Here is a 25,676-nt window from a genome sequence, read left to right as displayed (position 1 = left end):
ACGTGCAGCCGGCCGTCCGGCCGGACCGTGGTGATCCAGAAGACCTCGGCGACCCCCACACCCCCCGGGGCGGCGGGCCCCGGGGGGGGGGCCAGCACCCCCCGCCCCCCCGCCCGGATCCCTGACGGGATCTCAACTAGGAGACGTCCTGGGCCTGTTCACGGATCCTCTCGGAGAGCTGCGGGGGCATGGGTTCGTGCCGGGCGTAGCTGCGGCTGAACCGTGCGGTGCCCTGCGAGAGCGACCTCAGGTCGACCGCGTACCGGCCGATCTCGATCTCGGGGACCTCGGCTCGTACGAGCGTGCGCCCGCCGGGTGCCTGCTCGGTGCCGACCACCCGGCCGCGGCGCCCCGAAAGGTCGCTCATCACCGAGCCCACGTGGTCGTCGCCGACCAGGACCTGCACCTCGGCGACCGGCTCCAGGAGATGGATCCTGGCGTCGGCCGCGGCCTCGCGCAGGGCGAGCGCGCCCGCCGTCTGGAACGCGGCGTCGGAGGAGTCCACCGAGTGCGCCTTGCCGTCGAGCAGCGTGATCCGTACGTCGATGAGCGGGTAACCGGCGGCCACGCCCTTCGCGGCCTGCGCCCGTACGCCCTTCTCGACGGAGGGGATGAACTGCCGGGGCACGGCGCCGCCCACGACCTTGTCGACGAACTCGATGCCGCTGCCGCCGGGCAGTGGCTCGACCTCGATCTCGCAGATCGCGTACTGCCCGTGGCCGCCGGACTGCTTCACATGACGCCCTCGGCCGCCGGACTTGCCCGCGAACGTCTCCCGAAGGGAGACCTTGTGGGTGACGACGTCGACCTGCACGCCGTACCGGCTGCGCAGCCGCTCCAGGGCGACATCGGCGTGCGCCTCGCCCAGACACCAGAGGACCACCTGGTGGGTGTCCTGGTTCTGTTCCAGGCGCATCGTCGGATCCTCGGCGACCAGCCGGGACAAGCCCTGGGAGAGCTTGTCCTCGTCGGCCTTGCTGTGCGCCTGGATGGCCAGCGGAAGGAGCGGGTCGGGCATGTCCCAGGGCTCCATCAGGAGCGGGTCGTCCTTCGCCGAAAGGGTGTCGCCGGTCTCGGCGCGGTTCAGCTTCGCGACGCAGGCCAGATCGCCCGCGACGCACTGGGCGAGGACACGCTGCTGCTTGCCGAAGGGCGAGGAGAGCGCGCCCACGCGCTCGTCTACGTCATGGTCCTCGTGGCCGCGGTCCGCGAGGCCGTGCCCGGACACATGCACGGTCTCGTCCGGGCGCAGGGTCCCGGAGAAGACCCGGACCAGGGAGACGCGTCCTACGTAGGGGTCGGACGCGGTCTTCACGACCTCGGCGACCAGCGGTCCTTCGGGGTCGCAGCCGAGCGCGGGCCGCGCCTTGCCGTCCGGTGTGGTGACGGCGGGCGCCGGGTGCTCCAGGGGGGTCGGGAAGCCGCCCGTGATCAGCTCCAGGAGCTCGACCGTGCCGATGCCCTGCCGGGCGCCCTCGGCGGCGGGCGCCGCCGCGAGCACGGGGTGGAAGATGCCGCGCGCCACGGCCCGTTCCAGGTCATCCACGAGCGTCTTGAAATCGATGTCCTCGCCGCCGAGATAGCGGTCCATGAGGGACTCGTCCTCGCTCTCGGCGATGATCCCTTCGATCAGCTGGTTACGGGCCTCCTCGATCAGCGGCAGCTGCTCCTCGCCCGGTTCGGACTCCTTGCGCTCCCCGGAGGCGTAGTCGAAGACCCGCTGCGAGAGCAGCCCGACCAGGCCCGTCACCGGCGCGTGCCCGTCGGGGCCCTTGGCGCCGTGCAGCGGCAGGTACAGCGGAAGCACGGCATCGGGGTCGTCGGCCCCGAAGGCCTCGGCGCAGGTCCGCGTCATCTCGGTGAAGTCGGCGCGGGCCGCCTCCAGGTGGGTCACCACGATGGCCCGCGGCATGCCGACCGCCGCGCACTCCTCCCACACCATGCGGGTCGCGCCGTCCACGCCGTCGGCCGCCGAGACCACGAAAAGGGCCGCGTCCGCGGCGCGCAGACCGGCCCTGAGCTCCCCGACGAAGTCGGCGTATCCGGGTGTGTCCAGCAGATTGATCTTGTAGCCGCCCCATTCCACCGGGACCAGCGACAGCTGGACCGAGCGCTGCTGGCGATGCTCGATGTCGTCGTAGTCGGAGACGGTGCCGCCGTCCTCCACGCGGCCCGCCCGGTTCACCGCCCCCGCCGTCAGCGCGAGGGCTTCCACCAGAGTCGTCTTGCCCGATCCGCTGTGGCCGACCAGCACCACATTCCGTACGGACGCGGGGTGGTCGGCCGTCGCTGCCCTGCCGGCGGCTCCGGGGTGTGCGTGTGCCTTGTCGCCCATGCCTTGGCCTCCCGGTCACGTGCTCGGAGAGGAGGCTCAGCCCCCTCGGGGATGCTGGCTGCTGTCGGACACGCGGGGCCGCGTGCGGGTCGGCTCCGGCGACGCCCGCTGTGCTTTCGAGCTTTCCACTCGGGTCACGGTGCGTCCATACGTCGTACGCGATCGTGAGGGGGCGAGCCGCGCCGTCAAGGGCGTGACTACGATGGGCCAGCCGGTGGCCAACAGGGCCGCGCGGCTCACCGACCCCTCGGGAAGGCCATGCTGAACAAGTACGCGCGTGCATTCTTCACGCGTGTTCTCACACCGTTCGCCGCGTTTCTCATCCGCCGCGGGGTCAGCCCCGACGCGGTCACGTTCATCGGCACGGCCGGTGTGGTGGCGGGAGCGCTGGTCTTCTTCCCCCGCGGGGAGTTCTTCTGGGGCACGGTCGTGATCACGCTCTTCGTGTTCTCCGACCTGGTCGACGGGAACATGGCGCGGCAGCTCGGCCGCTCCAGCCGCTGGGGCGCCTTCCTGGACTCGACGCTCGACCGGGTCGCCGACAGCGCGATCTTCGGCGGGCTCGCCCTCTGGTACGCGGGCTCGGGCGACGACAACATCCTGTGCGCCGTCTCCATCTTCTGCCTGGCCAGCGGCCAGGTGGTGTCGTACACGAAGGCGCGCGGCGAGGCGATCGGCCTGCCCGTCGCGGTCAACGGCCTGGTGGAGCGCGCCGAGCGCCTGGTGATCTCGCTGGTCGCCGCGGGCTTCGCGGGGCTGCACAAGTTCGGGGTCCCCGGCATCGACGTCCTGCTGCCCATCGCGCTGTGGGTCGTCGCGGTCGGCAGCCTCGTCACCCTGGTCCAGCGCATGGTGACCGTGCGCCGGGAGTCCGCGGAGGCGGACGCGGCGGCCGCCGCCGAGACCAAGACCGAGGCCGAGACTGAAGCACAGGGCAGCGAGGCGACGTCGTGAAGGACCGGCTGACCGACGCTCTCTACGGGGCCGGCTGGAGCACGGTCAAGAAGCTCCCCGAACCAGTGGCCGTGCGGCTCGGCCGGACCATCGCCGACGCCGTGTGGAAGCGGCGCGGCAAGGGCGTCCTGCGCCTTGAGGCCAACTACGCGCGCGTGGTGCCCGACGCGAGCCCCGAGCGCCTTGCCGAGCTGTCCCGCGCGGGCATGCGCTCGTACCTGCGCTACTGGATGGAGTCCTTCCGGCTGCCGTCCTGGAGCCGGGAGCGCATAAAGGAAGGCTTCGTCCCCAAGGACGTGCACCATCTGACCGACGGCCTGGCCTCCGGCAAGGGCGTCATCCTCGCGCTTCCGCACCTGGGCAACTGGGACCTGGCGGGCGCCTGGGTCACCACCAAGCTGGAGACGCCGTTCACGACGGTCGCCGAGCGGCTCAAGCCCGAGACGCTGTACGACCGTTTCGTCGCCTACCGCGAGGGCCTCGGCATGGAGGTCCTGCCGCACGAGGGCGGCTCCGCCTTCGGCACGCTGGCCCGGCGGCTGCGCGACGGCGGCCTGGTCTGCCTCGTCTCCGACCGGGACCTCTCGGCCTCCGGCGTCGAGGTGAAGTTCTTCGGCGACACCGCGCGGATGCCCGCGGGGCCCGCGCTGCTCGCCCAGCAGACCGGCGCGCTGCTGCTTCCGGTCACGCTCTGGTACGACGACTCCCCGATCATGAAGGGGCGCGTCCATCCGCCCATCGATGTCCCCGAGACAGGTACCCGTACGGAGAAGACGTCTGTCATGACGCAGGCGCTGGCAGACGCCTTCGCCACGGGTATCGCCGACCATCCGGAGGACTGGCACATGCTGCAACGCTTGTGGCTCGCTGATCTGGACCCCGCGAAGGGGCCCGGTCAGGGGTCTGACGAGGCGACGCCGTGAAGATCGGGATCGTCTGCCCCTACTCGTGGGACGTCCCGGGCGGCGTCCAGTTCCACATCCGTGACCTCGCGGAGCACCTGATCCGCCTGGGGCACAAGGTGTCGGTGCTCGCCCCCGCGGACGACGAGACACCGCTTCCGTCGTACGTCGTGTCGGCGGGCCGCGCCGTTCCTGTGCCGTACAACGGCTCGGTGGCCCGGCTCAACTTCGGGTTCCTTTCGGCCGCGCGGGTGCGCCGCTGGCTGCACGACGGCACCTTCGACGTGATCCACATCCACGAGCCGACCTCGCCCTCGCTCGGGCTGCTCAGCTGCTGGGCGGCCCAGGGGCCGATCGTCGCGACGTTCCACACGTCCAACCCGCGCTCCCGGGCCATGATCGCCGCGTATCCGATCCTGCAGCCCGCCCTGGAGAAGATCAGCGCGCGCATCGCGGTGAGCGAGTACGCGCGGCGCACCCTGGTCGAGCACCTGGGCGGCGACGCGGTCGTCATCCCGAACGGCGTCGACGTCGACTTCTTCAGCAAGGTCGAGCCCAAGGCCGAGTGGCAGGGCGGCACGATCGGCTTCATCGGGCGCATCGACGAGCCGCGCAAGGGCCTGCCGGTGCTGATGCGGGCGCTGCCGCAGATCCTCGCGGAGCGGCCGGAGACCCGGCTCCTGGTCGCGGGGCGCGGCGACGAGGAGGAGGCCGTCGCCTCGCTGCCCGCCGAGATGCGCTCGCGCGTCGAGTTCCTCGGCATGGTGAGCGACGAGGACAAGGCGCGGCTGCTGCGCAGCGTCGACGTGTACGTGGCGCCCAACACCGGCGGCGAGAGCTTCGGGATCATCCTGGTCGAGGCGATGTCGGCGGGCGCCCCTGTCCTCGCCAGCGATCTGGACGCCTTCGCGCAGGTCCTCGACCAGGGCGCGGCGGGCGACCTCTTCACGAACGAGGACGCCGACTCGCTGGCCGCCGCCGCCCTGCGGCTGCTCGGCGACCCCGAGCGCCGCGAGGAACTGCGTGAGCGCGGCAGCAAGCACGTACGCCGCTTCGACTGGTCGACGGTGGGCGCGGACATCCTCTCCGTGTACGAGACGGTGACGGACGGCGCGGCGGCGGTCGCCGCGGACGAACGGACGGGCCTGCGGGCGCGGTTCGGACTCGCGCGCGACTGAACGCCTTGGTACCGCCGGGTGTTCAGGGCGCCCGGCGGTGAAGCGGCCCGGCCGCCTCGACTAGCCTCAGGCCGGTGACCTCCACACTGATCTGGATCGCGGTAGCACTTTTCGCGATCGGCCTCTATCTGAGCTGGACCGCCGGACGGCTCGACCGGCTGCACGCGCGCATCGACGCGGCCCGCGCCGCCCTCGACGCGCAGTTGCTGCGCCGCGCCTCGGTGGCCCAGGAGCTGGCCACATCGGGGGTGCTCGACCCCGCGGCCTCCATCGTGCTCTACGAGGCGGCGCACGCCGCCCGGCAGGCGGAGGAGGAGCAGCGCGAGGTCGCCGAGAGCGAGCTCAGCCAGGCGCTGCGCGCGATCTTCGGCGAGGCCCAGCAGGTCGAGGCGGTGCGCGAGGCACCGGGCGGCGACGAGGCGGCGAGCGAGCTGGCCGCGGCCGTGCGCCGGGTGCCGATGGCCCGGCGCTTCCACAACGACGCCGTACGCGCGGCGCGCGCCCTGCGCAGGCACCGCAAGGTCCGCTGGTTCCGCCTTGCAGGCCATGCGCCGTTCCCGATGGCCTTCGAGATGGACGACGAGCCGCCGGTGGCGCTCGCGGACCGCGCGACCACGTAGCGCCACCGCACGGCGCTGACCAGGGGCGTACGGGAAAAATGAGCCACCGGTCAATCATTGGCCCTTGCTGTGGACTGGTCGCGGGGCGTTTTCTGCCAGGAGCAGGAACCCGTCGTCAGCAAGCGAGGTCAACTCCGTGTCCAGCACCCTCTCCAGCAGCAACCAGTCGCCCGAGACCGGCACCGCGCGCGTCAAGCGCGGCATGGCCGAGCAGCTCAAGGGCGGCGTCATCATGGACGTGGTCAACGCCGAGCAGGCGAAAATAGCCGAGGACGCCGGCGCCGTCGCCGTCATGGCCCTGGAGCGGGTCCCGGCCGACATCCGCAAGGACGGCGGAGTGGCCCGGATGTCCGACCCGAACATGATCGAAGAGATCATCGAGGCCGTCTCCATCCCGGTCATGGCCAAGTCCCGCATCGGCCACTTCGTCGAGGCCCAGGTGCTCCAGTCCCTCGGCGTCGACTACATCGACGAGTCCGAGGTCCTGACCCCGGCCGACGAGGTCAACCACAGCGACAAGTTCGCCTTCACGACCCCCTTCGTGTGTGGCGCCACCAACCTGGGCGAGGCCCTGCGCCGCATCGCCGAGGGCGCGGCCATGATCCGCTCCAAGGGCGAGGCCGGCACCGGCAACGTCGTCGAGGCCGTCCGCCACCTGCGCCAGATCAAGAACGAGATCGCCAAGCTGCGCGGCTTCGACAACAACGAGCTGTACGCCGCCGCCAAGGAGCTCCGCGCCCCGTACGAGCTGGTCAAGGAGGTCTCCGAGCTGGGCAAGCTGCCGGTGGTCCTCTTCTCGGCCGGTGGCGTCGCCACCCCCGCCGACGCCGCGCTGATGCGCCAGCTCGGCGCCGAGGGCGTCTTCGTCGGCTCCGGCATCTTCAAGTCCGGCGACCCGGCCGCGCGCGCCGCCGCCATCGTGAAGGCCACCACCTTCTACGACGACCCCAAGATCATCGCCGACGCTTCCCGCAACCTGGGCGAGGCCATGGTCGGCATCAACTGCGACACCCTGCCCGAGGCCGAGCGCTACGCGAACCGGGGCTGGTAATGACCACTCCCGTAGTGGGCGTCCTCGCCCTTCAGGGGGACGTACGGGAGCACCTGATCGCCCTGGCCTCGGCTGACGCCCTGGCCAGGCCGGTCCGGCGCCCCGAGGAGTTCGCCGAGGTGGACGGCCTGGTCATACCCGGCGGCGAGTCCACGACCATCTCCAAGCTGGCCACGCTGTTCGGCCTCCTGGAGCCCTTGCGGGCACGCGTGCGTGCCGGGATGCCGGTGTACGGCACCTGCGCGGGCATGATCATGCTCGCCGACAAGATCCTGGATCCGCGTTCGGAGCAGGAGACCGTCGGCGGGATCGACATGATCGTGCGGCGCAACGCCTTCGGGCGGCAGAACGAGTCCTTCGAGGCGGCCGTCGAGGTAGCCGGCATCGAGGGCGCTCCCGTGGAGGGCGTCTTCATCCGCGCCCCCTGGGTGGAGTCCGTCGGCGCCAGTGCCGAGGTGCTCGCCGAGCACGAGGGGCACATCGTCGCCGTACGCCAGGGCAACGCGCTCGCCACGTCGTTCCACCCCGAGCTGACGGGCGACCACCGGGTGCACGAGCTGTTCGTCGGGATGGTGCGCGGGAACGCGGCGGCGGGATCCTAGTAGGATCTCCGGGGGTTCCCCGGGCCTTAAGGTGTCGGGGAGTTCGTACTGGTTGGGTAACGCGAAGGAGACAGGCAGATGTCCGGCCACTCTAAATGGGCTACGACGAAGCACAAGAAGGCCGTGATTGACGCCAAGCGCGGCAAGCTCTTCGCGAAGATGATCAAGAACATCGAGGTCGCGGCCCGCACGGGCGGCGCCGATGTGTCCGGCAACCCGACGCTCTTCGACGCCATCCAGAAGGCCAAGAAGAGCTCGGTTCCGAACAAGAACATCGACTCCGCGGTCAAGCGCGGCGCCGGTCTCGAAGCCGGCGGCGCCGACTACGAGACGATCATGTACGAGGGTTACGGCCCCAACGGTGTCGCGGTGCTCATCGAGTGCCTCACCGACAACCGCAACCGCGCCGCATCGGACGTCCGCGTCGCCATGACCCGCAACGGCGGCTCGATGGCCGACCCGGGCTCCGTCTCGTACCTGTTCAACCGCAAGGGCGTCGTGATCGTCCCCAAGGGCGAGCTGTCCGAGGACGACGTCCTGGGCGCGGTCCTGGACGCGGGCGCCGAAGAGGTCAACGACCTGGGTGAGTCCTTCGAGGTGCTTTCCGAGGCCACCGACATGGTCGCGGTCCGCACCGCGCTCCAGGACGCCGGGATCGAATACGACTCGGCCGACGCCAACTTCGTCCCGACCATGCAGGTCGAGCTGGACGAAGAGGGCGCCCGTAAGATCTTCAAGCTGATCGACGCGCTCGAGGACAGCGACGACGTACAGAACGTCTTCGCCAACTTCGACGTGAGCGACGAGGTCATGGAGAAGGTCGACGCGTAGCGCTGCCGCGAGCTGAGCAGTTTCGGGGGGGGGGGGGGGGGGGCCCCCACCCCCCCCCCCCCCCGCCGCTGTTGTCAGTGGCAGCGGATAGCCTGGCGTGAAGTTCAAAGATCACCGCCGCGACGAGGGGAGGGCGCGCATGCGCGTACTGGGGGTGGACCCCGGGCTGACCCGGTGCGGCGTCGGCGTCGTCGACGGGGTCGCAGGGCGGCCGCTGACCATGCGCGGCGTCGGTGTCGTACGGACGCCGCCGGACGCCGAGTTGGGCCACCGCCTCGTCGCCATCGAGCAGGGCATCGAGCAGTGGCTCGACGAGCACGAGCCCGAAGTCCTCGCCGTGGAGCGGGTGTTCAGCCAGCACAACGTCCGTACGGTGATGGGCACGGCCCAGGTGAGCGCCGTCGCCATGCTCTGCGCCTCGCGTCGCGGCATCCCCGTCGCCCTGCACACGCCGAGCGAGGTCAAGGCCGCCGTCACCGGCAGCGGCCGGGCCGACAAGGCACAGGTCGGCGCGATGGTGACCAGGTTGCTCCGGCTCGACGCACCGCCCAAGCCCGCCGACGCGGCCGACGCCCTCGCCCTCGCCATCTGCCACATCTGGCGCGCCCCCGCGCAGAACCGCCTCCAGCAGGCCGTGGCCCAGAACCGCCTCCAGCAGGCCGCAGCCCTGCACGCATCGAAAGGCCGTACCGCATGATCGCCTTCGTCAGCGGCCCCGTCGCCGCTCTCGCCCCCGATGCCGCGGTGGTCGAGGTCGGCGGCATCGGCATGGCCGTCCAGTGCACGCCGAACACGCTCTCCACACTCCGCGTCGGCCAGCAGACCAAGCTCGCCACGTCCCTGGTCGTACGGGAAGACTCGCTCACCCTGTACGGCTTCGCGGACGACGACGAGCGGCAGACCTTCGAGCTCCTGCAGACCGCGAGCGGTGTCGGACCGCGCCTGGCCCAGGCGATGCTCGCCGTGCACAGCCCGGACGCCCTGCGCCGCGCCGTCGCCACCGGTGACGAGAAGGCGCTCACCGCCGTCCCCGGCATCGGCAAGAAGGGCGCCCAGAAGCTGCTCCTGGAGTACAAGGACCGGCTCGGCGAGCCCCTCGGCACGGGCGGCCCCGCGATCGGCAAGGCCGTCACCACCGGCTGGGGCGACCAGCTGCACGCGGCGCTGATCGGCCTCGGGTACGCGACCCGCGAGGCCGACGAGGCGGTCGCCGCCGTCACCCCGCAGGCCGAGGCGTCCGGGACGGCGCCGCAGGTGGGCCAGCTCCTCAAGGCCGCCCTGCAGACGCTGAACCGCACCCGCTAGCCCACCGACCACCAGAACCACACCACGAGGCGACCTCATGAACTGGGACGAGACCACCGACGACACGACCGCACCGGCGGGTGCGGCCGAGCGGTTGGTCGGTGCGTCCGCCGACGGGGAGGACCAGGCGGTCGAGGCGGCGCTGCGCCCCAAGGACCTGGGCGAGTTCATCGGCCAGGAGAAGGTCCGCGAACAGCTCGACCTGGTCCTGCGCGCGGCCCGAGCACGGGGCGCCACCGCCGACCACGTACTGCTCTCCGGCGCACCGGGCCTCGGCAAGACCACCCTCTCCATGATCATCGCGGCCGAGATGGGCGCCCCGATCCGCATCACCAGCGGCCCGGCGATCCAGCACGCGGGCGACCTCGCGGCGATCCTCTCCTCCCTCCAGGAGGGCGAGGTCCTCTTCCTCGACGAGATCCACCGGATGTCGCGGCCCGCCGAGGAGATGCTCTACATGGCGATGGAGGACTTCCGCGTCGACGTCATTGTCGGCAAGGGCCCCGGCGCCACCGCCATCCCGCTGGAGCTGCCGCCCTTCACCCTGGTCGGCGCCACCACCCGCGCGGGCCTCCTGCCGCCGCCGCTGCGCGACCGCTTCGGCTTCACCGCCCACATGGAGTTCTACGAGCCCGCCGAGCTGGAGCGGGTGGTCCACCGCTCCGCACAGCTGCTCGACGTGGCCATCGACCCGGCCGGCGCCGCCGAGATCGCGGGCCGCTCCCGCGGCACCCCCCGTATCGCCAACCGTCTGCTGCGCCGCGTACGCGACTATGCGCAGGTCAAGGCCGACGGCGAGATCGACAGGGACATCGCGGGCGCGGCCCTGAAGGTCTACGAGGTGGACGGCCGAGGCCTCGACCGCCTCGACCGGGCCGTCCTGGAGGCCCTGCTCAAACTGTTCGGCGGCGGACCCGTGGGTCTGTCGACGCTCGCCGTCGCCGTGGGGGAGGAGCGCGAGACGGTCGAAGAGGTGGCCGAGCCCTTCCTGGTACGGGAGGGACTCCTCGCCCGCACGCCCCGCGGCCGCGTCGCGACGCCCGCGGCATGGGCGCATCTCGGCCTTGTTCCCCCGCGCCAGGCGGGCGGAATCGGACAAGGGGACCTGTTCGGGGCGTGACGGCGCGCGTACTCGCACGGTCAGGAACTGCGGTGCCATGCTGAGCGTTGTTCGTTAGGTGCGGACTCGCTTAGACTCCGCCGATGCCGTCCCTTGCGGGCGGCGTGCCCACCCCCGTCCATCAGGCCGCTTACCTGCGCGGTCATGCGAAGGAAACTCCGTCCCGTGAATATCGTGACCCTCCTCCCCTTCATCGTGCTCATCGGGGCCATGTTCCTGATGACGCGGTCCGCCAAGAAGAAGCAGCAGGCGGCCGCGCAGATGCGCAATGAGATGCAGCCCGGCACCGGCATCCGCACGATCGGGGGCATGTACGCCACCGTCAAGGAGGTTCACGACGACGCGGTCCTCCTTGAGGTGGCTCCGGGCGTGCACGCGTTTTACGCGAAGAACGCCGTCGGCGCCGTCCTCGAGGACGACGAGTACAACCGCATCGTCCACGGCGTGGGTGCCGACCTGAAGTCGAACACCCCCATCGTTCCGGACGACGCCTCCTCCCTGACCGAGACCGACGAGCCCGCCGCCGACGCTTCCGACGACTCGCCCATCGACCTCGGCAAGAAGGACGCGGACACCGCTCCCGAGGACGACGCCGAGCCGAAGAAGACCGACGGCGAGTCCGACGCGAAGTAGCCACCACCGGGGTCCGTGGGGCGCGCCGCTCGCGCTGCCACGGTCCCTGCAGTGCGTGGGTTTCGTGACGGGTCTCGACACCATTTCATGGCCGCCCACCTGGGAACTCCCCGCTCAGTGACGGGGCAGGGCACCGGACGCCGGGCGGTTGGACAGGGAGAACGAGAAGGTGGCAGCACCTAAGAAGGGCCGAAGGCAGAGCGCCCCGGGCAAGCCGGGCCGCTCTTTGGTCTTCATCCTGATCGCCCTCGTGGCGCTCACCGGGGGGATGTTCCTTTCCGGGAACACCACGCCCCGCCTCGGCATCGACCTCGCCGGCGGTACGAGCATCACGCTCCAGGCGAAGAACGAGCCCGGCCAGAAGAACGCGATCAACCCGACCAACATGAACACCGCGGTCAGCATCATCAACAACCGCGTCAATGGTCTAGGTGTGTCCGAGGCCGAGGTGCAGACCCAGGGCGCAGACAACATCATCGTCAACATCCCCAAGGGCACGAACGAGAAGCAGGCGCGCGAGCAGGTCGGCACGACCGCTCAGCTCTACTTCCGTCCGGTCCTGACGGTGGCCCCTGGCGAGCCCACCCCCGAGCCGTCCGCCTCCTCGTCCGGCAAGGGCACGGACAAGGACAAGGCGACCGAGAAGGGCGAGGACAAGGCGACGCCCTCCTCGACCCCGACGGCGACGCCCACCTCCCAGGGCCGCGCCGTCACCGACGGTCTGAAGGCCGACGCCACCCCGTCCCCCAAGTCCTCGGACAAGGGCGACGACAAGGACAAGGCGGCGCCGACCCCCACCCCGTCGGCCGACCCGGCCACCGCGGCCCTGCAGAAGAAGTTCACCGAGCTCGACTGCACCGACAAGGCGCAGCGCGGCAAGGTCGGCGACGGCATCAAGCCGTCCGAGCAGAGCATCGCCTGTGGCAAGAACAACGCCGGGCAGTGGGAGAAGTACGTGCTCGGCCCGGCCGAGCTGAACGGCAAGGACGTCGACGACGCCAAGGCCACGATCAGCCAGCAGAGCGGCGCCTGGGTCGTCAACATGGACTTCACCAAGGACGGCTCGAAGAAGTTCTCGAAGACCACCAGCAAGCTCTCGCAGCAGCAGCCTCCGATGAACCAGTTCGCCATCGTCCTCGACGGCGAAGTGGCCTCGGCCCCCAGCGTCAACACGACCCTGAGTGCCAACGCCGAGATCTCCGGCAGCTTCACCCAGGAGTCGGCCCAGGACCTCGCCAACATCCTGTCGTACGGCGCGCTGCCGCTCACCTTCCACGAGCAGAGCGTCACCACGGTGAGCCCGGCCCTCGGCGGCGAGCAGCTGCACGCCGGCCTGATCGCCGGCGCCATCGGCCTCGCGCTCGTCATCATCTACCTGGTGGTCTACTACCGGGGCCTGTCGCTCATCGCCATCGCGAGCCTCCTGGTCTCGGCGGCCCTGACGTACACCCTGATGACGCTGCTCGGCCCGGCCATCCAGTTCACGCTGAACCTGCCCGCGGTGTGTGGTGCGATCGTTGCGATCGGCATCACGGCGGACTCGTTCATCGTGTTCTTCGAACGCGTCAGGGACGAGGTCCGCGAGGGACGCACGCTGCGGCCCGCCGTCGAGCGTGCCTGGCCGCGTGCCCGGCGCACCATCCTGGTCTCCGACTTCGTGTCGTTCCTCGCGGCCGCCGTGCTCTTCGTCGTCACGGTCGGCAAGGTCCAGGGCTTCGCGTTCACGCTCGGCCTGACCACCCTGCTCGACGTCGTCGTGGTCTTCTTCTTCACCAAGCCGCTGATGACGCTCATGGCACGCAAGCCGTTCTTCGCGAACGGCCACAAGTGGTCCGGGCTCGACCCGAAGCGGCTCGGCGCCAAGCCCCCGCTGCGCCGCACGCGCCGTGCCACCGCCCCCGTCGACCCGAAGGAGGCGTGAGATGTCGAAGCTCGGCAATCTCGGCGCCAGGCTCTACCGCGGCGAGGTCGGCTATGACTTCGTCGGCAAGCGCAAGATCTGGTACGGCATCTCGATACTGATCACCATCACGGCGATCGTCGGCCTCGCGGTGCGCGGCCTGAACATGGGCATCGAGTTCGAGGGCGGTGCCGTCTTCACCACTCCGAAGACCAGCGTCTCGGTCGCTCAGGCGGAGAAGTACGCGGAAGAGGCCTCCGGCCACGACGCGGTCGTGCAGGAGCTCGGCTCGGGCGGTCTGCGCATCCAGGTCGCCGGTGTGGACACCGCCAAGTCCGACCAGATCAAGGCGGATCTGGCGAAGGACATGGACATCGAGTCCAACGACATCAACGCCGACCTCGTGGGCCCCAGTTGGGGTGAGCAGATCAGCCAGAAGGCCTGGACGGGCCTGATCATCTTCATGGTTCTCGTGGTGATCTATCTGGCGATCGCCTTCGAGTGGCGGATGGCGCTTGCCGCGCTGATCGCCCTGGTGCACGACATCACGATCACCGTCGGTGTGTACGCCCTAGTCGGCTTCGAGGTCACCCAGGGCACGATCATCGGTCTGCTGACGATCCTCGGTTATTCGCTGTACGACACGGTCGTGGTCTTCGACAGCTTGAAGGAGCAGTCGAAGGACCTCACCAAGCAGACCCGGTGGACCTACAGCGAGGTCGCCAACCGCAGCATCAACAGCACCCTGGTGCGCTCGATCAACACCACGGTCGTCGCGCTCCTGCCGGTCGCCGGTCTGCTCTTCATCGGTGGCGGTTTCCTCGGCGCGGGCATGCTCAACGACATCTCGCTGTCGCTGTTCGTCGGCCTCGCGGCCGGTGCGTACTCCTCGATCTTCATCGCCACGCCGCTCGTCGCCGACCTCAAGGAGACCGAGCCGCAGATGAAGGCGCTCAAGAAGCGCGTCCTCGCCAAGCGTGCCGCCGCGGCGGCCAAGGGCGAATCCGCGGAGAGCGCCGACAGCGCGGAGCAGGCTGACGACGAGGCGCAGGACCGGGTGCCGGAGGACGCCGCCCCCGCGGGCGTCGTCGGCCCGCGCACCCAGCCCACCTCCCGGGGCCGGGGCCGCGGCCGTCCCTCGGGGAAGCGCCGATGACCGAGACGACCGCAACGACGGAGCTGCTGCTCAGCCGCATCCGGGACGTCGCGGACTACCCGGAGCCGGGCGTGATGTTCAAGGACATCACCCCCCTCCTGGCGGACCCGGCGGCGTTCGCGGCGCTCACCGAGGCCTTCGCGGACCTCGCCGTGCGGCACGGCGCCACCAAGGTCGTCGGCCTGGAGGCCCGCGGCTTCATCCTCGGCGCCCCCGTCGCCCTCAGCGCCGGGCTCGGCTTCATCCCCGTACGCAAGGCGGGCAAGCTCCCCGGAGCGACGCTCAGCCAGGCCTACGACCTGGAGTACGGAAGCGCCGAGATCGAGGTGCACGCCGAGGACCTCGCCGCCGACGACCGCGTCATGGTCATCGACGACGTCCTGGCGACCGGCGGCACCGCCGAGGCGTCGCTGCGGCTGATCCGCCGGGCCGGCGCGCAGGTCGCCGGTGTGGCGGTGCTCATGGAGCTCGGCTTCCTCGGTGGCCGCGCCAAGCTGGAGACCGCCCTTGAGGGCGCCCCGCTGGAGGCCCTGATCACGGTCTGAGCGGACCCACGCACACCCCGAGGCGGGCCCGGAGGAATCCGGTGCCCGCCTCGGGTGTTTCCCCCGTAGAGACCTCAGGTTCGCCGTGTGGAGAACCTCAGGTGTTTCTCCCGTTGAGACCCGTCTCACGGGCTGAGGGCGAGCCGAAGGTCCAGGATCGATACCATGGGCTCTTCGGGGCCTGACCGGGGGACCCGGATCGCGCACAGGGAGCGCTCTTGCCAGACGAGTCCAAGGCACTCACCGCCGCCAAGGCCGCAGAGCAGGCCGAGCGCGCGGCGGCGAGCACTGCCGCGCCCGCGCAGAGCGCGACGCCCGCGAAGAACGCGCAGAGCGCGACGGCCGCGAAGCCGTCGGAGAGCGCGGCCCCCAGCACCACGTCCGCACCGGGCACGCCCGGCGGCAGCGCGCAGCGCGACAAGCCGGCCGGGCAGCCGCGCCCCAAGCCCCCCACCGAGGCCCGCCCCGGCAGCACGACCCCGGCGATCCGCCCCACCGCGGCCAAGACCGAGCGCTCCGGCTCCTCCAACCGCGTCCGCGCCCGCCTGGCCAGGCTCGGCGTCCAGCGCTCGAACCCGTACAACCCGGTCCTGGAGCCGCTGCTGCGGATAGTGCGCAGCAACGACCCCAAGATCGAGACGGCCACGCTGCGCCAGATCGAGAAGGCCTACCAGGTCGCCGAGCGCTGGCACCGTGGCCAGAAGCGCAAGAGCGGCGACCCGTACATCACGCACCCGCTCGCCGTGACGACCATCCTCGCCGAGCTGGGGATGGACCCTGCCACCCTCATGGCGGGGCTGCTCCACGACACCGTCGAGGACACCGAGTACGGCCTCGACACCCTCAAGCGGGACTTCGGCGACCAGGTCGCGCTGCTCGTCGACGGCGTCACCAAGCTCGACAAGGTCAAGTTCGGCGAGGCCGCGCAGGCCGAGACCGTGCGCAAGATGGTCGTCGCCATGGCCAAGGACCCCCGCGTCCTGGTCATCAAGCTCGCCGACCGCCTGCACAACATGCGCACGATGCGGTATCTGAAGCGCGAGAAGCAGGAGAAGAAGGCCCGCGAGACGCTGGAGATCTACGCTCCGCTGGCGCACCGCCTGGGCATGAACACCATCAAGTGGGAGCTGGAGGACCTCGCGTTCGCGATCCTCTACCCCAAGATGTACGACGAGATCGTGCGGCTCGTCGCCGAGCGGGCGCCCAAGCGCGACGAGTACCTGGCCATAGTGACCGACGAGGTCCAGGCCGACCTGCGCGCCGCCCGCATCAAGGCCACCGTCACCGGCCGCCCGAAGCACTACTACAGCGTCTACCAGAAGATGATCGTGCGAGGCCGCGACTTCGCCGAGATCTATGACCTGGTGGGTATTCGGGTCCTTGTCGACACGGTCCGCGACTGCTACGCGGCGCTCGGCACGGTGCACGCGCGATGGAACCCGGTCCCCGGCCGGTTCAAGGACTACATCGCGATGCCCAAGTTCAACATGTACCAGTCGCTGCACACGACGGTGATCGGCCCGAACGGCAAGCCCGTCGAGCTCCAGATCCGTACGTTCGACATGCACCGCCGTGCCGAGTACGGCATCGCCGCGCACTGGAAGTACAAGCAGGAGGCCGTCGCAGGCGCCTCCAAGGTGCGTACGGACGTACCGAAGAAGGCCGGTGGCAAGGACGACCACCTCAACGACATGGCGTGGCTGCGCCAGCTCCTCGACTGGCAGAAGGAGACCGAGGACCCCAGCGAGTTCCTCGAGTCGCTGCGCTTCGACCTGTCGCGCAACGAGGTCTTCGTGTTCACGCCGAAGGGCGACGTCATAGCGCTCCCGGCGGGCGCGACTCCCGTCGACTTCTCGTACGCCGTCCACACCGAGGTCGGCCACCGCACCATAGGAGCGCGGGTCAACGGACGGCTCGTGCCGCTCGAATCGACCCTGGACAACGGCGACTTGGTGGAGGTCTTCACCTCCAAGGCGGCCGGCGCGGGCCCGTCCCGCGACTGGCTCGGCTTCGTCAAGTCGCCGCGGGCGCGCAACAAGATCCGTGCGTGGTTCTCCAAGGAGCGCCGCGAGGAGGCCATCGAGCAGGGCAAGGACGCCATCGCGCGGGCCATGCGCAAGCAGAACCTGCCGATCCAGCGGATCCTCACCGGGGATTCACTGGTCACCCTCGCCCACGAGATGCGCTACCCCGACATCTCCTCGCTGTACGCGGCCATCGGCGAGGGACATGTCACCGCGCAGTCCGTCGTGCAGAAGCTCGTCCAGGCGCTCGGCGGCGAAGAGGCCGCCAACGAGGACATCGCCGAGAGCGCGCCGCCCGCCCGCGGCCGCAGCAAGCGCCGGGCCAACGCCGACCCGGGTGTGGTGGTCAAGGGCGTCGAGGACGTCTGGGTCAAGCTGGCCCGCTGCTGTACGCCCGTCCCCGGCGACGGGATCATCGGCTTCGTCACGCGCGGCAGCGGCGTATCGGTTCACCGCAGCGACTGCGTGAACGTCGACTCGCTCTCCCGTGAGCCCGAGCGGATCCTCGAGGTCGAGTGGGCGCCCACCCAGTCGTCGGTCTTCCTGGTCGCCATCCAGGTGGAGGCCCTTGACCGCTCGCGGCTGCTCTCGGACGTCACGCGCATCCTCTCGGACCAGCACGTGAACATCCTGTCCGCGGCCGTCCAGACCTCCCGCGACCGCGTCGCCACGTCCCGCTTCACCTTCGAGATGGGCGACCCCAAGCACCTGGGGCACGTCCTCAAGGCGGTCAGGGGAGTCGAGGGCGTGTATGACGTGTACAGGGTGACGTCGGCCCGCAGGCCGTAAACGGTCTCCTACGTACGTAAACGGTCTCCTACGTAGAGGGGCTCCCGTACGCGATGTACGGGAGCCCCGCTACGTAGACAGCGAAATAAAAATCAGCCGCCGAACTCGTGCAGGCCCTTCAGCGCCTGGTCGAGCAGCGCCTGGCGGCCGTCGAGCTCCCGCTGGAGCTTGTCGGCCTTGGCGTTGTTGCCCGCGGCGCGAGCCTTCTCGATCTGGTCGGTCAGCTTGTCGACCGCGGCCTGCAGCTGGCCGGTGAGACCCTCGGCACGCGCGCGTGCCTCAGGGTTCGTACGGCGCCACTCGGCCTCCTCGGAGTCCTGCAGGGCCCGCTCCACGGCGTGCATCCGGCCCTCGACCTTCGGCCGTGCGTCGCGCGGGACGTGGCCGATGGCCTCCCACCGCTCGTTGATCGAACGGAACGCCGCACGGGCCGACTTGAGGTCCTTCACCGGGACGAGCTTCTCGGCCTCCTCGGCCAGTTCCTCCTTCAGCTTCAGGTTCTCCGTCTGCTCGGCGTCCCGCTCCGCGAAGACCGCGCTGCGCGCCGCGAAGAACACGTCCTGGGCGCCGCGGAAGCGGTTCCACAGATCGTCCTCGTGCTCGCGCTGGGCGCGGCCCGCGGCCTTCCACTCGGTCATCAGATCGCGGTACCGCGCGGCCGTCGGACCCCAGTCGGTCGACCCGGAGAGCGCCTCGGCCTCGCCGACCAGACGCTCCTTGGTCTTGCGGGCCTCCTCGCGCTGGGCGTCCAGCGAGGCGAAGTGGGCCTTGCGGCGCTTGGAGAACGCCGAGCGGGCGTGCGAGAAGCGGTGCCACAGCTCGTCGTCCGACTTGCGGTCGAGGCGCGGCAGACCCTTCCAGGTGTCCACCAGGGCGCGCAGGCGTTCGCCCGCCGCCCGCCACTGCTCGCTCTGCGCGAGCTCCTCGGCCTCGACGACCAGCGCCTCCTTGGCGTGCCGCGCCTCGTCCGACTGCTTGGCCTTCTGGACCTTGCGCTCCTCGCGGCGCGCCTCCACCGTCTCGACGAGCTTGTCCAGACGCGTGCTCAAGGCGTCCAGATCGCCGACCGCGTGCGCCTCGTCCACCTGCTGGCGCAGATGGTCGATGGCGGTCATGGCGTCCTTGGCCGACAAGTCGGTCGTCTTCACCCGGCGCTCGAGAAGTCCGATCTCGACGACCAGACCGTCGTACTTGCGCTCGAAGTAGGCGAGGGCCTCGTCAGGAGACCCCGCTTTCCACGAACCGACCTCACGCTCGCTGCCGTCGGCCTTGCGCACATACACGGTCCCCGTCTCGTCGACGCGGCCCCACGGGTCGCTGCTCACAGCGCCTCCTCCACATGATGCCTGCGCAGGGCCTCGGGGCCCCCGGCATCGTCCACAGTTTCGTCACCGCCAACATAGGCGACCGGCGGGGCGGCTGTCCGCATCCCGCACGTCCGAAGTTTGCCTGGCGGGGGTCAGGATTTCGACACGGTCGCCTTGTCGATGACGACCGTCGCGTTCGGGGCGCCGTCACCCTGCCCGGTGCTCTCCCCGGCCTCGGCGATCTTCTTGAGCACCTTCATCCCGGAATCGGAAATGGTCCCGAACGGTGTGTAGTCGGGCGGCAGCTGACTGTCCTGGTAGACCAGGAAGAACTGGCTGCCTCCGGTGTCCCGGCCCTGCTTCTTCTGGGCGTTGTACCGGTTGGCCATCGCGACCGTGCCCGCCGGATAGACGTTCCCCTTCAGGCTCTTGTCCTTGAGGTTCTCGTCCGGGATCGAGTAGCCGGGGCCGCCCTCGCCGGTGCCCTTCGGGTCGCCGCACTGCAGGACGTAGATGCCGCCCGCGGTGAGCCGGTGGCACTTGGTGTGGTCCAGATAGCCCTTGTTCACCAGGAAGTTGAAGGAGTTGACCGTGTGCGGGGCCTTCGCCGCCGACAGGTTCAGGTCGATGCCGCCGCAGGTGGTGTCCAGCTTCATCGTGTAGTCGGCCGACTTGTCGATCGTGAGCGCCGGCTCCTTCTTGAAGCTCAGCGGCTTCACCTTGCCGCCCGCGGGCTTCTCGCAGGGGTCCGCCTTCTTGGTGGGGCTCGGGCTCGCCACGTCCTTCGGCTTGCCGTCGTCGTCGAAGGCTCCCGCCGCGTACGACACCGCGCCGCCGGCCACGACCACCGCGAGCGCCGATGCGATCACCGCGTTGCGCATCCGCGCCCTGCGTCGCGCGGCCTCCCGGCGCTGCTGCTGCCGCAAGAACTTCTCCCGGGCGAGCTGACGCCGCCGCTGATCGTTGCTGACCACCGGGTGATCTCTCCTCTGCGTGGATGACCGCTTCTGTGTGCCCCGTACCGTATATGGGTTAGCTGTGGAATCGGCAGCGCCGGTAGGCTCTGATCTGCCGCGACCTGCGCGGTCACCTCCGCCGGACGACGAACGAAGGACGATCGTGCTCATTGCCGGGTTTCCCGCCGGGGCCTGGGGGACCAACTGCTACTTGGTCGCCCCCGCCGCAGGCGAGGAGTGCGTGATCATCGACCCGGGCCACCAGGCCGCCCAGGGAGTCGAGGACGCACTCAAGAAGCATCGGCTCAAGCCCGTCGCGGTCATCCTCACCCATGGCCACATCGACCATGTCGCATCGGTCGTCCCGGTCTGCGGAGCCAACGACGTACCCGCGTGGATCCACCCCGAGGACCGGTACATGCTGAGCGACCCGGAGAAGGCCATAGGGCGTTCCTTCGGCGCGCAGTTGATGGGCGAGCTGACCGTGGGGGAGCCCGCCGACGTCAAGGAGCTGACCGACGGCGCGCAGCTGAAGCTGGCCGGACTCGACTTCTCCGTCGCGCACGCGCCGGGCCATACGAAGGGGTCGGTGACCTTCCAGCTCCCCGAGTCCGCCGAGGTTCCCTCGGTGTTCTTCTCGGGTGATCTGCTCTTCGCCGGCTCCATCGGACGCACCGACATGCCCGGCGGATCGCACGCCGAGATCCTCGAGTCGCTGGCGCGTGTGTGCCTGCCGCTCGACGACTCGACCGTGGTCCTGCCCGGTCACAACGAGCACACGACCATTGGCCGTGAGCGCGCCACCAACCCGTATCTGCGCCAGGTGGCCGCCGGCCTGGGAGCCGACGCGGCTCCCCGACGAGGAATGTGACGAGAGAACTCCCGTGAGCACCTTCAAGGCCCCCAAGGGCACCTACGACCTGCTTCCGCCGGACTCCGCGAAGTACCTCGCAGTCCGCGAGGCGATCGCGGCACCGCTGCGGAACTCCGGTTACGGCTACGTGGAGACCCCCGGCTTCGAGAACGTCGAGCTGTTCTCGCGCGGCGTCGGCGAGTCCACCGACATCGTCTCCAAGGAGATGTACGCCTTCGAGACCAAGGGCGGCGACCAGCTCGCGCTGCGCCCCGAGGGCACCGCTTCCGTGCTGCGCGCGGCCCTGGAGGCCAACCTGCACAAGGCGGGCAACCTCCCCGTCAAGCTCTGGTACTCCGGCTCGTACTACCGCTACGAGCGCCCGCAGAAGGGCCGCTACAGGCACTTCTCGCAGGTCGGCGCCGAGGCCATCGGCGCGGAGGACCCGGCTCTGGACGCCGAGTTGATCATCCTGGCCGACCAGGCGTACCGCGCGCTCGGCCTGAAGCAGTTCCGCATCCTGCTCAACTCGCTGGGCGACAAGGAGTGCCGCCCCGTCTACCGCGCCGCGCTGCAGGACTTCCTGCGCGCGCTCGACCTGGACGAGGAGACACGTCGACGTATCGACATCAACCCGCTCCGCGTCCTGGACGACAAGCGTGACGACGTCCAGAAGCAGCTGGTCGGCGCCCCGATGCTGCGCGACTACCTGTGCGACGCGTGCAAGGCGTACCACGAGCAGGTGCGCGAGCTCCTGACGGCGGAGGGCGTCGCGTACGAGGACGACCCGAAGCTGGTCCGCGGCCTGGACTACTACACGCGCACGACCTTCGAGTTCGTCCACGACGGCCTCGGCTCGCAGTCCGCGGTGGGCGGCGGCGGCCGCTACGACGGCCTGTCCGAGATGATCGGCGGCCCCTCGCTGCCGTCCGTCGGCTGGGCGCTCGGCGTGGACCGCACGGTCCTCGCCCTGGAGGCGGAGGGCGTCGAGCTCGAACTGCCCTCGGCGACCAGTGTGTTCGCGGTGCCGCTGGGCGAGGAGGCCAGGCGGGTGCTGTTCTCCAAGGTGACGGAGCTGCGCAAGGCCGGCGTCGCGGCGGACTTCTCGTACGGCGGGAAGGGCCTCAAGGGCGCGATGAAGAACGCCAATCGCAGCGGCGCGCGCTTCACGGTCGTCGCCGGTGAGCGTGACCTCGCCGAGGGCGTCGTGCAGCTCAAGGACATGGAGTCCGGGGAGCAGACGGCGGTCGCGGTGGACGGGATCGTGGCGGAGCTGAAGTCCAGGCTGAGCTGAACCTGGGGGCGTTGGGGCGAGAACCTCGCTCCAACGCCCCGAACCGCATCGCGCCAACCGAACGCCCGGGGACCTCCGTGCGTACCTCCTTATGTCCATCGAACGGTGGACACCCGGTCGAGTGCGGCACAATGTGCGTGCCCGCAGGCCACCCACAAGCGACGGAACGGCGTGATGAGCAAAACGATGTCAGCGAAGGACGATGCCCTGGACGGCGGGGAGCGGACGGACGTTCCGGGTGCCGTCGGCGGGAGCCGCGCACTTGCCCTGCTCCTGGTGATCACGGGCGCGGCCGGTCTGCTCGCCTCCTGGGTGATCACCATCGACAAGTTCGAGCTCCTGAAGGACCCGAACTTCCAGCCGGGCTGCAGCATCAACCCCATCGTCGCCTGCGGCAGCATCATGAAGAGCGAGCAGGCCGAGGCCTTCGGGTTCCCCAACCCGATGCTGGGCCTTGTCACTTACGCCATCATCATCGGCGTCGGCATGAGCCTGCTCGCCGGGGCCCGCTTCCCGCGCTGGTACTGGCTGACCATGAACGCGGGCATGCTCTTCGGCGTCGGATTCTGCACCTGGCTGATGATCCAGTCGCTGTACGAAATCAACGCGCTCTGCCTGTGGTGCTGCCTGGCCTGGGTCGCCACGCTCCTGATGTTCTGGTACGTCACGTCCTTCAACGTCCGCAAGGGCTTCCTGCCCGCCCCGGGCTGGGGCAAGAGCTTCTTCGAGGACTTCACCTGGGCCCTGCCGGTGATGCACATCGGCGTCATCGCGATGCTGATCCTCACGCGCTGGGGCGCCGACCTCTGGGCCTGACCGGCGCCCGGAGGGATTGTCAGTGGGGTGACATAGGGTTCTGGACGTGGAGCCCGACCTGTTCACCGCCGCAGCCGAAGACCGCCAGGAGAAGGACCCGTCCAGCAGTCCCCTGGCCGTCCGGATGCGCCCGCGCACCCTCGACGAAGTCGTCGGCCAGCAGCACCTGCTGAAGCCGGGCTCGCCCCTGCGCCGCCTCGTCGGCGAGGGCGGGGGAGGGCCCGCGGGCCCCTCCTCGGTGTTCCTGTGGGGCCCGCCCGGCATCGGCAAGACGACGTTGGCGTACGTCGTCTCGAAGGCCACGAACAAGCGCTTCGTCGAGCTCTCCGCGATCACCGCGGGCGTCAAGGAAGTGCGCGCGGTCATCGACGGCGCCCGCAGGGCGATGGGCGGCCACGGCAAGGAGACCGTCCTCTTCCTCGACGAGATCCACCGCTTCAGCAAGGCCCAGCAGGACTCCCTGCTCCCGGCGGTCGAGAACCGCTGGGTCACGCTGATCGCGGCGACGACCGAGAACCCGTACTTCTCGATCATCTCCCCGCTGCTCTCGCGCTCCCTGCTGCTCACCCTCGAACCGCTCACCGACGACGACCTGCGCGGCCTGCTGCGCCGGGCGCTCGGCGCCGAGCGGGGCCTTGGCGACGCGGTCACGCTGCCCGTCGAGGCCGAGGCACATCTGCTGCGCATCGCCGGCGGCGACGCCCGGCGCGCGCTCACCGCCCTGGAGGCGGGCGCCGGATCGGCTCTCGCCAAGGGCGAGAAGGAGATCACCCTTCAGACCCTGGAGGAGTCGGTCGACCGGGCCGCCGTGAAGTACGACCGCGACGGCGACCAGCACTACGACGTCGCGAGCGCCCTGATCAAGTCCATCCGCGGCTCCGACGTGGACGCGGCGCTGCACTATCTGGCCCGCATGATCGAGGCGGGCGAGGACCCCCGCTTCATCGCACGGCGCCTGATGATCTCCGCGAGCGAGGACATCGGCCTCGCCGACCCGACGGCCCTGCCCACGGCGGTCGCAGCCGCCCAGGCCGTGGCCATGATCGGCTTCCCGGAGGCCGCGCTCACCCTCAGCCACGCGACGATCGCCCTCGCGCTCGCCCCGAAGTCGAACGCCGCGACGATCGCGATCCAGCAGGCCCAGGCGGACGTCCGCGCCGGCCTCGCCGGACCCGTCCCGCCCCATCTGCGCGACGGCCACTACAAGGGCGCGGCCAAGCTCGGCCACGCCCAGGGCTATGTGTATCCGCACGACGTCCCGGGCGGCATCGCGGCCCAGCAGTACGCCCCGGACGCCATCGAGGGCAAGCGCTACTACCAGCCCACGAGGTACGGCGGAGAGGCGCGGTACGCCGACGTGGTCGAGCGGGTCCGCGCCCGCCTCAAGGGCGAGCAGCCCGAGGCCTAGCCAGGTCCCGGGCCCTGCGGCTGAGGCACTCGCGCCCACCCGGTACACTTGCCCGCAGTGCTGCGTCCCGTGTCCGGTCTCGTACCGGCACCACCAGAACGGGACATCCAGCCGGAGCCCCGGACCTCACGGTCCAGGAATCTCCAGGAGCGTCGCGCACCGTCGAAGGTGTCGCGGGCAGCCCACCACCATCTCGTACTCCGGGAAACGGTCGGTGGGCCACTCGCGTGCTGCACGTATGTGCCCAGACCAGGGAGCGGCTGCCCGCCGGATCCAGATCCACCGGATCCGATGGGTTTCCCAGGCTGCGGATTGCGACCTCCCTTAACCCTGGTGAAGCCGTATTCACAGAGAACAGAGAGGTTGGTTCATGCCGAACCAGTCCCGCCCCAAGGTCAAGAAGTCGCGTGCCCTCGGCATCGCGCTGACCCCGAAGGCCGTCAAGTACTTCGAGGCCCGTCCCTACCCGCCGGGCGAGCACGGCCGTGGGCGCAAGCAGAACTCGGACTACAAGGTCCGTCTGCTCGAGAAGCAGCGTCTGCGCGCGCAGTACGACATCAGCGAGAAGCAGATGGCCCGTGCCTACGACCGCGCCAAGAAGGCCGAAGGCAAGACCGGTGAGGCCCTGGTCATCGAGCTGGAGCGTCGTCTCGACGCCCTGGTTCTGCGTTCGGGCATCGCCCGCACGATCTACCAGGCCCGCCAGATGGTCAGCCACGGCCACGTCGAGGTCAACGGCGGCAAGGTCGACAAGCCGTCGTTCCGCGTCCGTCCCGACGACGTCGTGATGATCCGCGAGCGCAGCCGCGAGAAGCCGCTGTTCCAGGTCGCGCGTGAGGGTGGCTTCGCCCCCGACGGCGAGACCCCGCGTTACCTCCAGGTCAACCTGAAGGCCCTGGCCTTCCGTCTGGACCGTGACCCGAACCGCAAGGAGATCCCCGTGATCTGCGACGAGCAGCTCGTCGTCGAGTACTACGCCCGCTGACCCGGACGTAGCTCTCCCTGCTTCAGCCCGTAGCCCCGCGCCCCCCCCAACGCCGCGCGGCCGGCGGGCGGTTGCTGAGCGCTGGGGCCCGCAGCGGTGCCCCCCCCCCCAC

General features: G+C 70.0%; 23 protein-coding genes. 20 read left to right on the top strand and 3 right to left on the bottom strand.

The window, feature by feature from the left end:
- Positions 1-136 precede the first annotated feature (136 nt).
- Positions 137-2,335, bottom strand: a complete 2,199-nt coding sequence (locus ACFWY6_RS25420; protein WP_384694572.1) for an elongation factor G-like protein EF-G2 — start codon at positions 2,333-2,335, stop codon at positions 137-139.
- Positions 2,336-2,593: 258 nt separating this feature from the next.
- On the opposite strand from ACFWY6_RS25420, the gene pgsA reads away from it, so the two are divergent.
- From pgsA to ACFWY6_RS25345, 15 genes are all read left to right on the top strand, one after another.
- Entirely contained in the window at positions 2,594-3,289 is a 696-nt protein-coding gene (gene pgsA, locus ACFWY6_RS25415; protein ID WP_384694569.1) for a phosphatidylinositol phosphate synthase, read from the top strand.
- Positions 3,286-4,212, top strand: a complete 927-nt coding sequence (locus ACFWY6_RS25410; RefSeq protein WP_384694566.1) for a phosphatidylinositol mannoside acyltransferase — start codon at positions 3,286-3,288, stop codon at positions 4,210-4,212. The genes pgsA and ACFWY6_RS25410 overlap by 4 nt, the downstream gene beginning before the upstream one ends.
- Positions 4,209-5,369, top strand: coding sequence for a glycosyltransferase family 4 protein (locus tag ACFWY6_RS25405; protein WP_384694562.1), 1,161 nt, complete (start codon positions 4,209-4,211; stop codon positions 5,367-5,369). Before ACFWY6_RS25410 ends, ACFWY6_RS25405 begins: the two co-directional genes overlap by 4 nt.
- Before the next feature lie 74 nt (positions 5,370-5,443).
- On the top strand, positions 5,444-5,989 hold the full coding sequence (locus ACFWY6_RS25400) for a hypothetical protein (RefSeq protein ID WP_135333393.1): 546 nt from the start codon (positions 5,444-5,446) through the stop codon (positions 5,987-5,989).
- A gap of 136 nt (positions 5,990-6,125) precedes the next feature.
- Positions 6,126-7,040 (top strand): pyridoxal 5'-phosphate synthase lyase subunit PdxS, encoded by a 915-nt coding sequence (gene pdxS / locus ACFWY6_RS25395; protein ID WP_266868985.1) that lies wholly within the window; start codon positions 6,126-6,128, stop codon positions 7,038-7,040.
- Entirely contained in the window at positions 7,040-7,642 is a 603-nt protein-coding gene (gene pdxT, locus ACFWY6_RS25390) for a pyridoxal 5'-phosphate synthase glutaminase subunit PdxT (RefSeq protein WP_384694559.1), read from the top strand. The genes pdxS and pdxT overlap by 1 nt, the downstream gene beginning before the upstream one ends.
- 78 nt (positions 7,643-7,720) lie before the next feature.
- Positions 7,721-8,473, top strand: a complete 753-nt coding sequence (locus tag ACFWY6_RS25385; RefSeq protein WP_190082512.1) for a YebC/PmpR family DNA-binding transcriptional regulator — start codon at positions 7,721-7,723, stop codon at positions 8,471-8,473.
- 139 nt (positions 8,474-8,612) lie between these two features.
- Positions 8,613-9,170 (top strand): crossover junction endodeoxyribonuclease RuvC, encoded by a 558-nt coding sequence (gene ruvC, locus ACFWY6_RS25380; protein ID WP_384694556.1) that lies wholly within the window; start codon positions 8,613-8,615, stop codon positions 9,168-9,170.
- Positions 9,167-9,778, top strand: a complete 612-nt coding sequence (gene ruvA, locus ACFWY6_RS25375; RefSeq protein ID WP_384694553.1) for a Holliday junction branch migration protein RuvA — start codon at positions 9,167-9,169, stop codon at positions 9,776-9,778. Before ruvC ends, ruvA begins: the two co-directional genes overlap by 4 nt.
- Before the next feature lie 37 nt (positions 9,779-9,815).
- Positions 9,816-10,898 carry a Holliday junction branch migration DNA helicase RuvB gene (gene ruvB, locus ACFWY6_RS25370; RefSeq protein WP_384694551.1) on the top strand — a complete coding sequence of 361 codons (1,083 nt, stop codon included), beginning with the start codon at positions 9,816-9,818 and terminating at the stop codon, positions 10,896-10,898.
- Between the two features lie 165 nt (positions 10,899-11,063).
- Entirely contained in the window at positions 11,064-11,531 is a 468-nt protein-coding gene (yajC, locus tag ACFWY6_RS25365; protein ID WP_360771927.1) for a preprotein translocase subunit YajC, read from the top strand.
- Between the two features lie 169 nt (positions 11,532-11,700).
- Positions 11,701-13,452 carry a protein translocase subunit SecD gene (gene secD / locus ACFWY6_RS25360; RefSeq protein ID WP_384694547.1) on the top strand — a complete coding sequence of 584 codons (1,752 nt, stop codon included), beginning with the start codon at positions 11,701-11,703 and terminating at the stop codon, positions 13,450-13,452.
- Between the two features lies 1 nt (position 13,453).
- Positions 13,454-14,587 carry a protein translocase subunit SecF gene (gene secF, locus ACFWY6_RS25355; RefSeq protein WP_384694544.1) on the top strand — a complete coding sequence of 378 codons (1,134 nt, stop codon included), beginning with the start codon at positions 13,454-13,456 and terminating at the stop codon, positions 14,585-14,587.
- On the top strand, positions 14,584-15,132 hold the full coding sequence (locus ACFWY6_RS25350) for an adenine phosphoribosyltransferase (protein WP_266868994.1): 549 nt from the start codon (positions 14,584-14,586) through the stop codon (positions 15,130-15,132). Before secF ends, ACFWY6_RS25350 begins: the two co-directional genes overlap by 4 nt.
- Positions 15,133-15,350: 218 nt before the next feature.
- Positions 15,351-17,945 carry a RelA/SpoT family protein gene (locus tag ACFWY6_RS25345; RefSeq protein ID WP_384694541.1) on the top strand — a complete coding sequence of 865 codons (2,595 nt, stop codon included), beginning with the start codon at positions 15,351-15,353 and terminating at the stop codon, positions 17,943-17,945.
- 92 nt (positions 17,946-18,037) lie between these two features.
- Here ACFWY6_RS25345 and ACFWY6_RS25340 read toward each other — a convergent pair whose 3' ends face one another.
- Together ACFWY6_RS25340 and ACFWY6_RS25335 are read right to left on the bottom strand one after the other, a co-directional pair.
- Positions 18,038-19,270 (bottom strand): DUF349 domain-containing protein, encoded by a 1,233-nt coding sequence (locus ACFWY6_RS25340; RefSeq protein WP_384694538.1) that lies wholly within the window; start codon positions 19,268-19,270, stop codon positions 18,038-18,040.
- A gap of 134 nt (positions 19,271-19,404) precedes the next feature.
- A complete protein-coding gene (locus tag ACFWY6_RS25335; RefSeq protein WP_384694535.1) occupies positions 19,405-20,226 on the bottom strand; it encodes a peptidylprolyl isomerase in 822 nt (273 codons plus the stop codon).
- A 145-nt stretch (positions 20,227-20,371) separates the two neighbouring features.
- On the opposite strand from ACFWY6_RS25335, the gene ACFWY6_RS25330 reads away from it, so the two are divergent.
- The 5 genes from ACFWY6_RS25330 (at position 20,372) to rpsD (ending at position 25,564) form a co-directional block, all read left to right on the top strand.
- A complete protein-coding gene (locus tag ACFWY6_RS25330; protein ID WP_361817655.1) occupies positions 20,372-21,079 on the top strand; it encodes an MBL fold metallo-hydrolase in 708 nt (235 codons plus the stop codon).
- A 13-nt stretch (positions 21,080-21,092) separates the two neighbouring features.
- A complete protein-coding gene (gene hisS / locus ACFWY6_RS25325; protein ID WP_384694532.1) occupies positions 21,093-22,355 on the top strand; it encodes a histidine--tRNA ligase in 1,263 nt (420 codons plus the stop codon).
- Between the two features lie 186 nt (positions 22,356-22,541).
- Positions 22,542-23,171 (top strand): vitamin K epoxide reductase family protein, encoded by a 630-nt coding sequence (locus ACFWY6_RS25320; RefSeq protein ID WP_384694529.1) that lies wholly within the window; start codon positions 22,542-22,544, stop codon positions 23,169-23,171.
- Between the two features lie 46 nt (positions 23,172-23,217).
- The gene (locus ACFWY6_RS25315) at positions 23,218-24,579 is read left to right on the top strand and encodes a replication-associated recombination protein A (protein WP_384694526.1); all 1,362 of its coding nucleotides are present in this window, start codon (positions 23,218-23,220) and stop codon (positions 24,577-24,579) included.
- 370 nt (positions 24,580-24,949) lie between these two features.
- A complete protein-coding gene (rpsD, locus tag ACFWY6_RS25310) occupies positions 24,950-25,564 on the top strand; it encodes a 30S ribosomal protein S4 (protein WP_135330893.1) in 615 nt (204 codons plus the stop codon).
- Positions 25,565-25,676: the final 112 nt, after the last annotated feature.

This window comes from Streptomyces sp. NPDC059037 (assembly GCF_042740015.1).
Taxonomy (GTDB): domain Bacteria; phylum Actinomycetota; class Actinomycetes; order Streptomycetales; family Streptomycetaceae; genus Streptomyces.
Note: the sequence above shows the minus strand (reverse complement) of the source record. Positions and strands in the feature narration are given on the sequence as shown.

What these genes read in the sequence shown, in the direction of transcription:
- ACFWY6_RS25320 (WP_384694529.1), top strand. Translation starts at nt 22,542, where the DNA reads ATGTCAGCGAAGGACGATGCCCTGGACGGCGGGGAGCGGACGGACGTT.
- ACFWY6_RS25420 (WP_384694572.1), bottom strand. Translation starts at nt 2,335, where the DNA reads ATGGGCGACAAGGCACACGCACACCCCGGAGCCGCCGGCAGGGCAGCG.
- pdxT (WP_384694559.1), top strand. Translation starts at nt 7,040, where the DNA reads ATGACCACTCCCGTAGTGGGCGTCCTCGCCCTTCAGGGGGACGTACGG.
- ACFWY6_RS25385 (WP_190082512.1), top strand. Translation starts at nt 7,721, where the DNA reads ATGTCCGGCCACTCTAAATGGGCTACGACGAAGCACAAGAAGGCCGTG.
- ruvA (WP_384694553.1), top strand. Translation starts at nt 9,167, where the DNA reads ATGATCGCCTTCGTCAGCGGCCCCGTCGCCGCTCTCGCCCCCGATGCC.
- ruvB (WP_384694551.1), top strand. Translation starts at nt 9,816, where the DNA reads ATGAACTGGGACGAGACCACCGACGACACGACCGCACCGGCGGGTGCG.
- ACFWY6_RS25350 (WP_266868994.1), top strand. Translation starts at nt 14,584, where the DNA reads ATGACCGAGACGACCGCAACGACGGAGCTGCTGCTCAGCCGCATCCGG.
- rpsD (WP_135330893.1), top strand. Translation starts at nt 24,950, where the DNA reads ATGCCGAACCAGTCCCGCCCCAAGGTCAAGAAGTCGCGTGCCCTCGGC.
- secF (WP_384694544.1), top strand. Translation starts at nt 13,454, where the DNA reads ATGTCGAAGCTCGGCAATCTCGGCGCCAGGCTCTACCGCGGCGAGGTC.
- pgsA (WP_384694569.1), top strand. Translation starts at nt 2,594, where the DNA reads ATGCTGAACAAGTACGCGCGTGCATTCTTCACGCGTGTTCTCACACCG.
- ruvC (WP_384694556.1), top strand. Translation starts at nt 8,613, where the DNA reads ATGCGCGTACTGGGGGTGGACCCCGGGCTGACCCGGTGCGGCGTCGGC.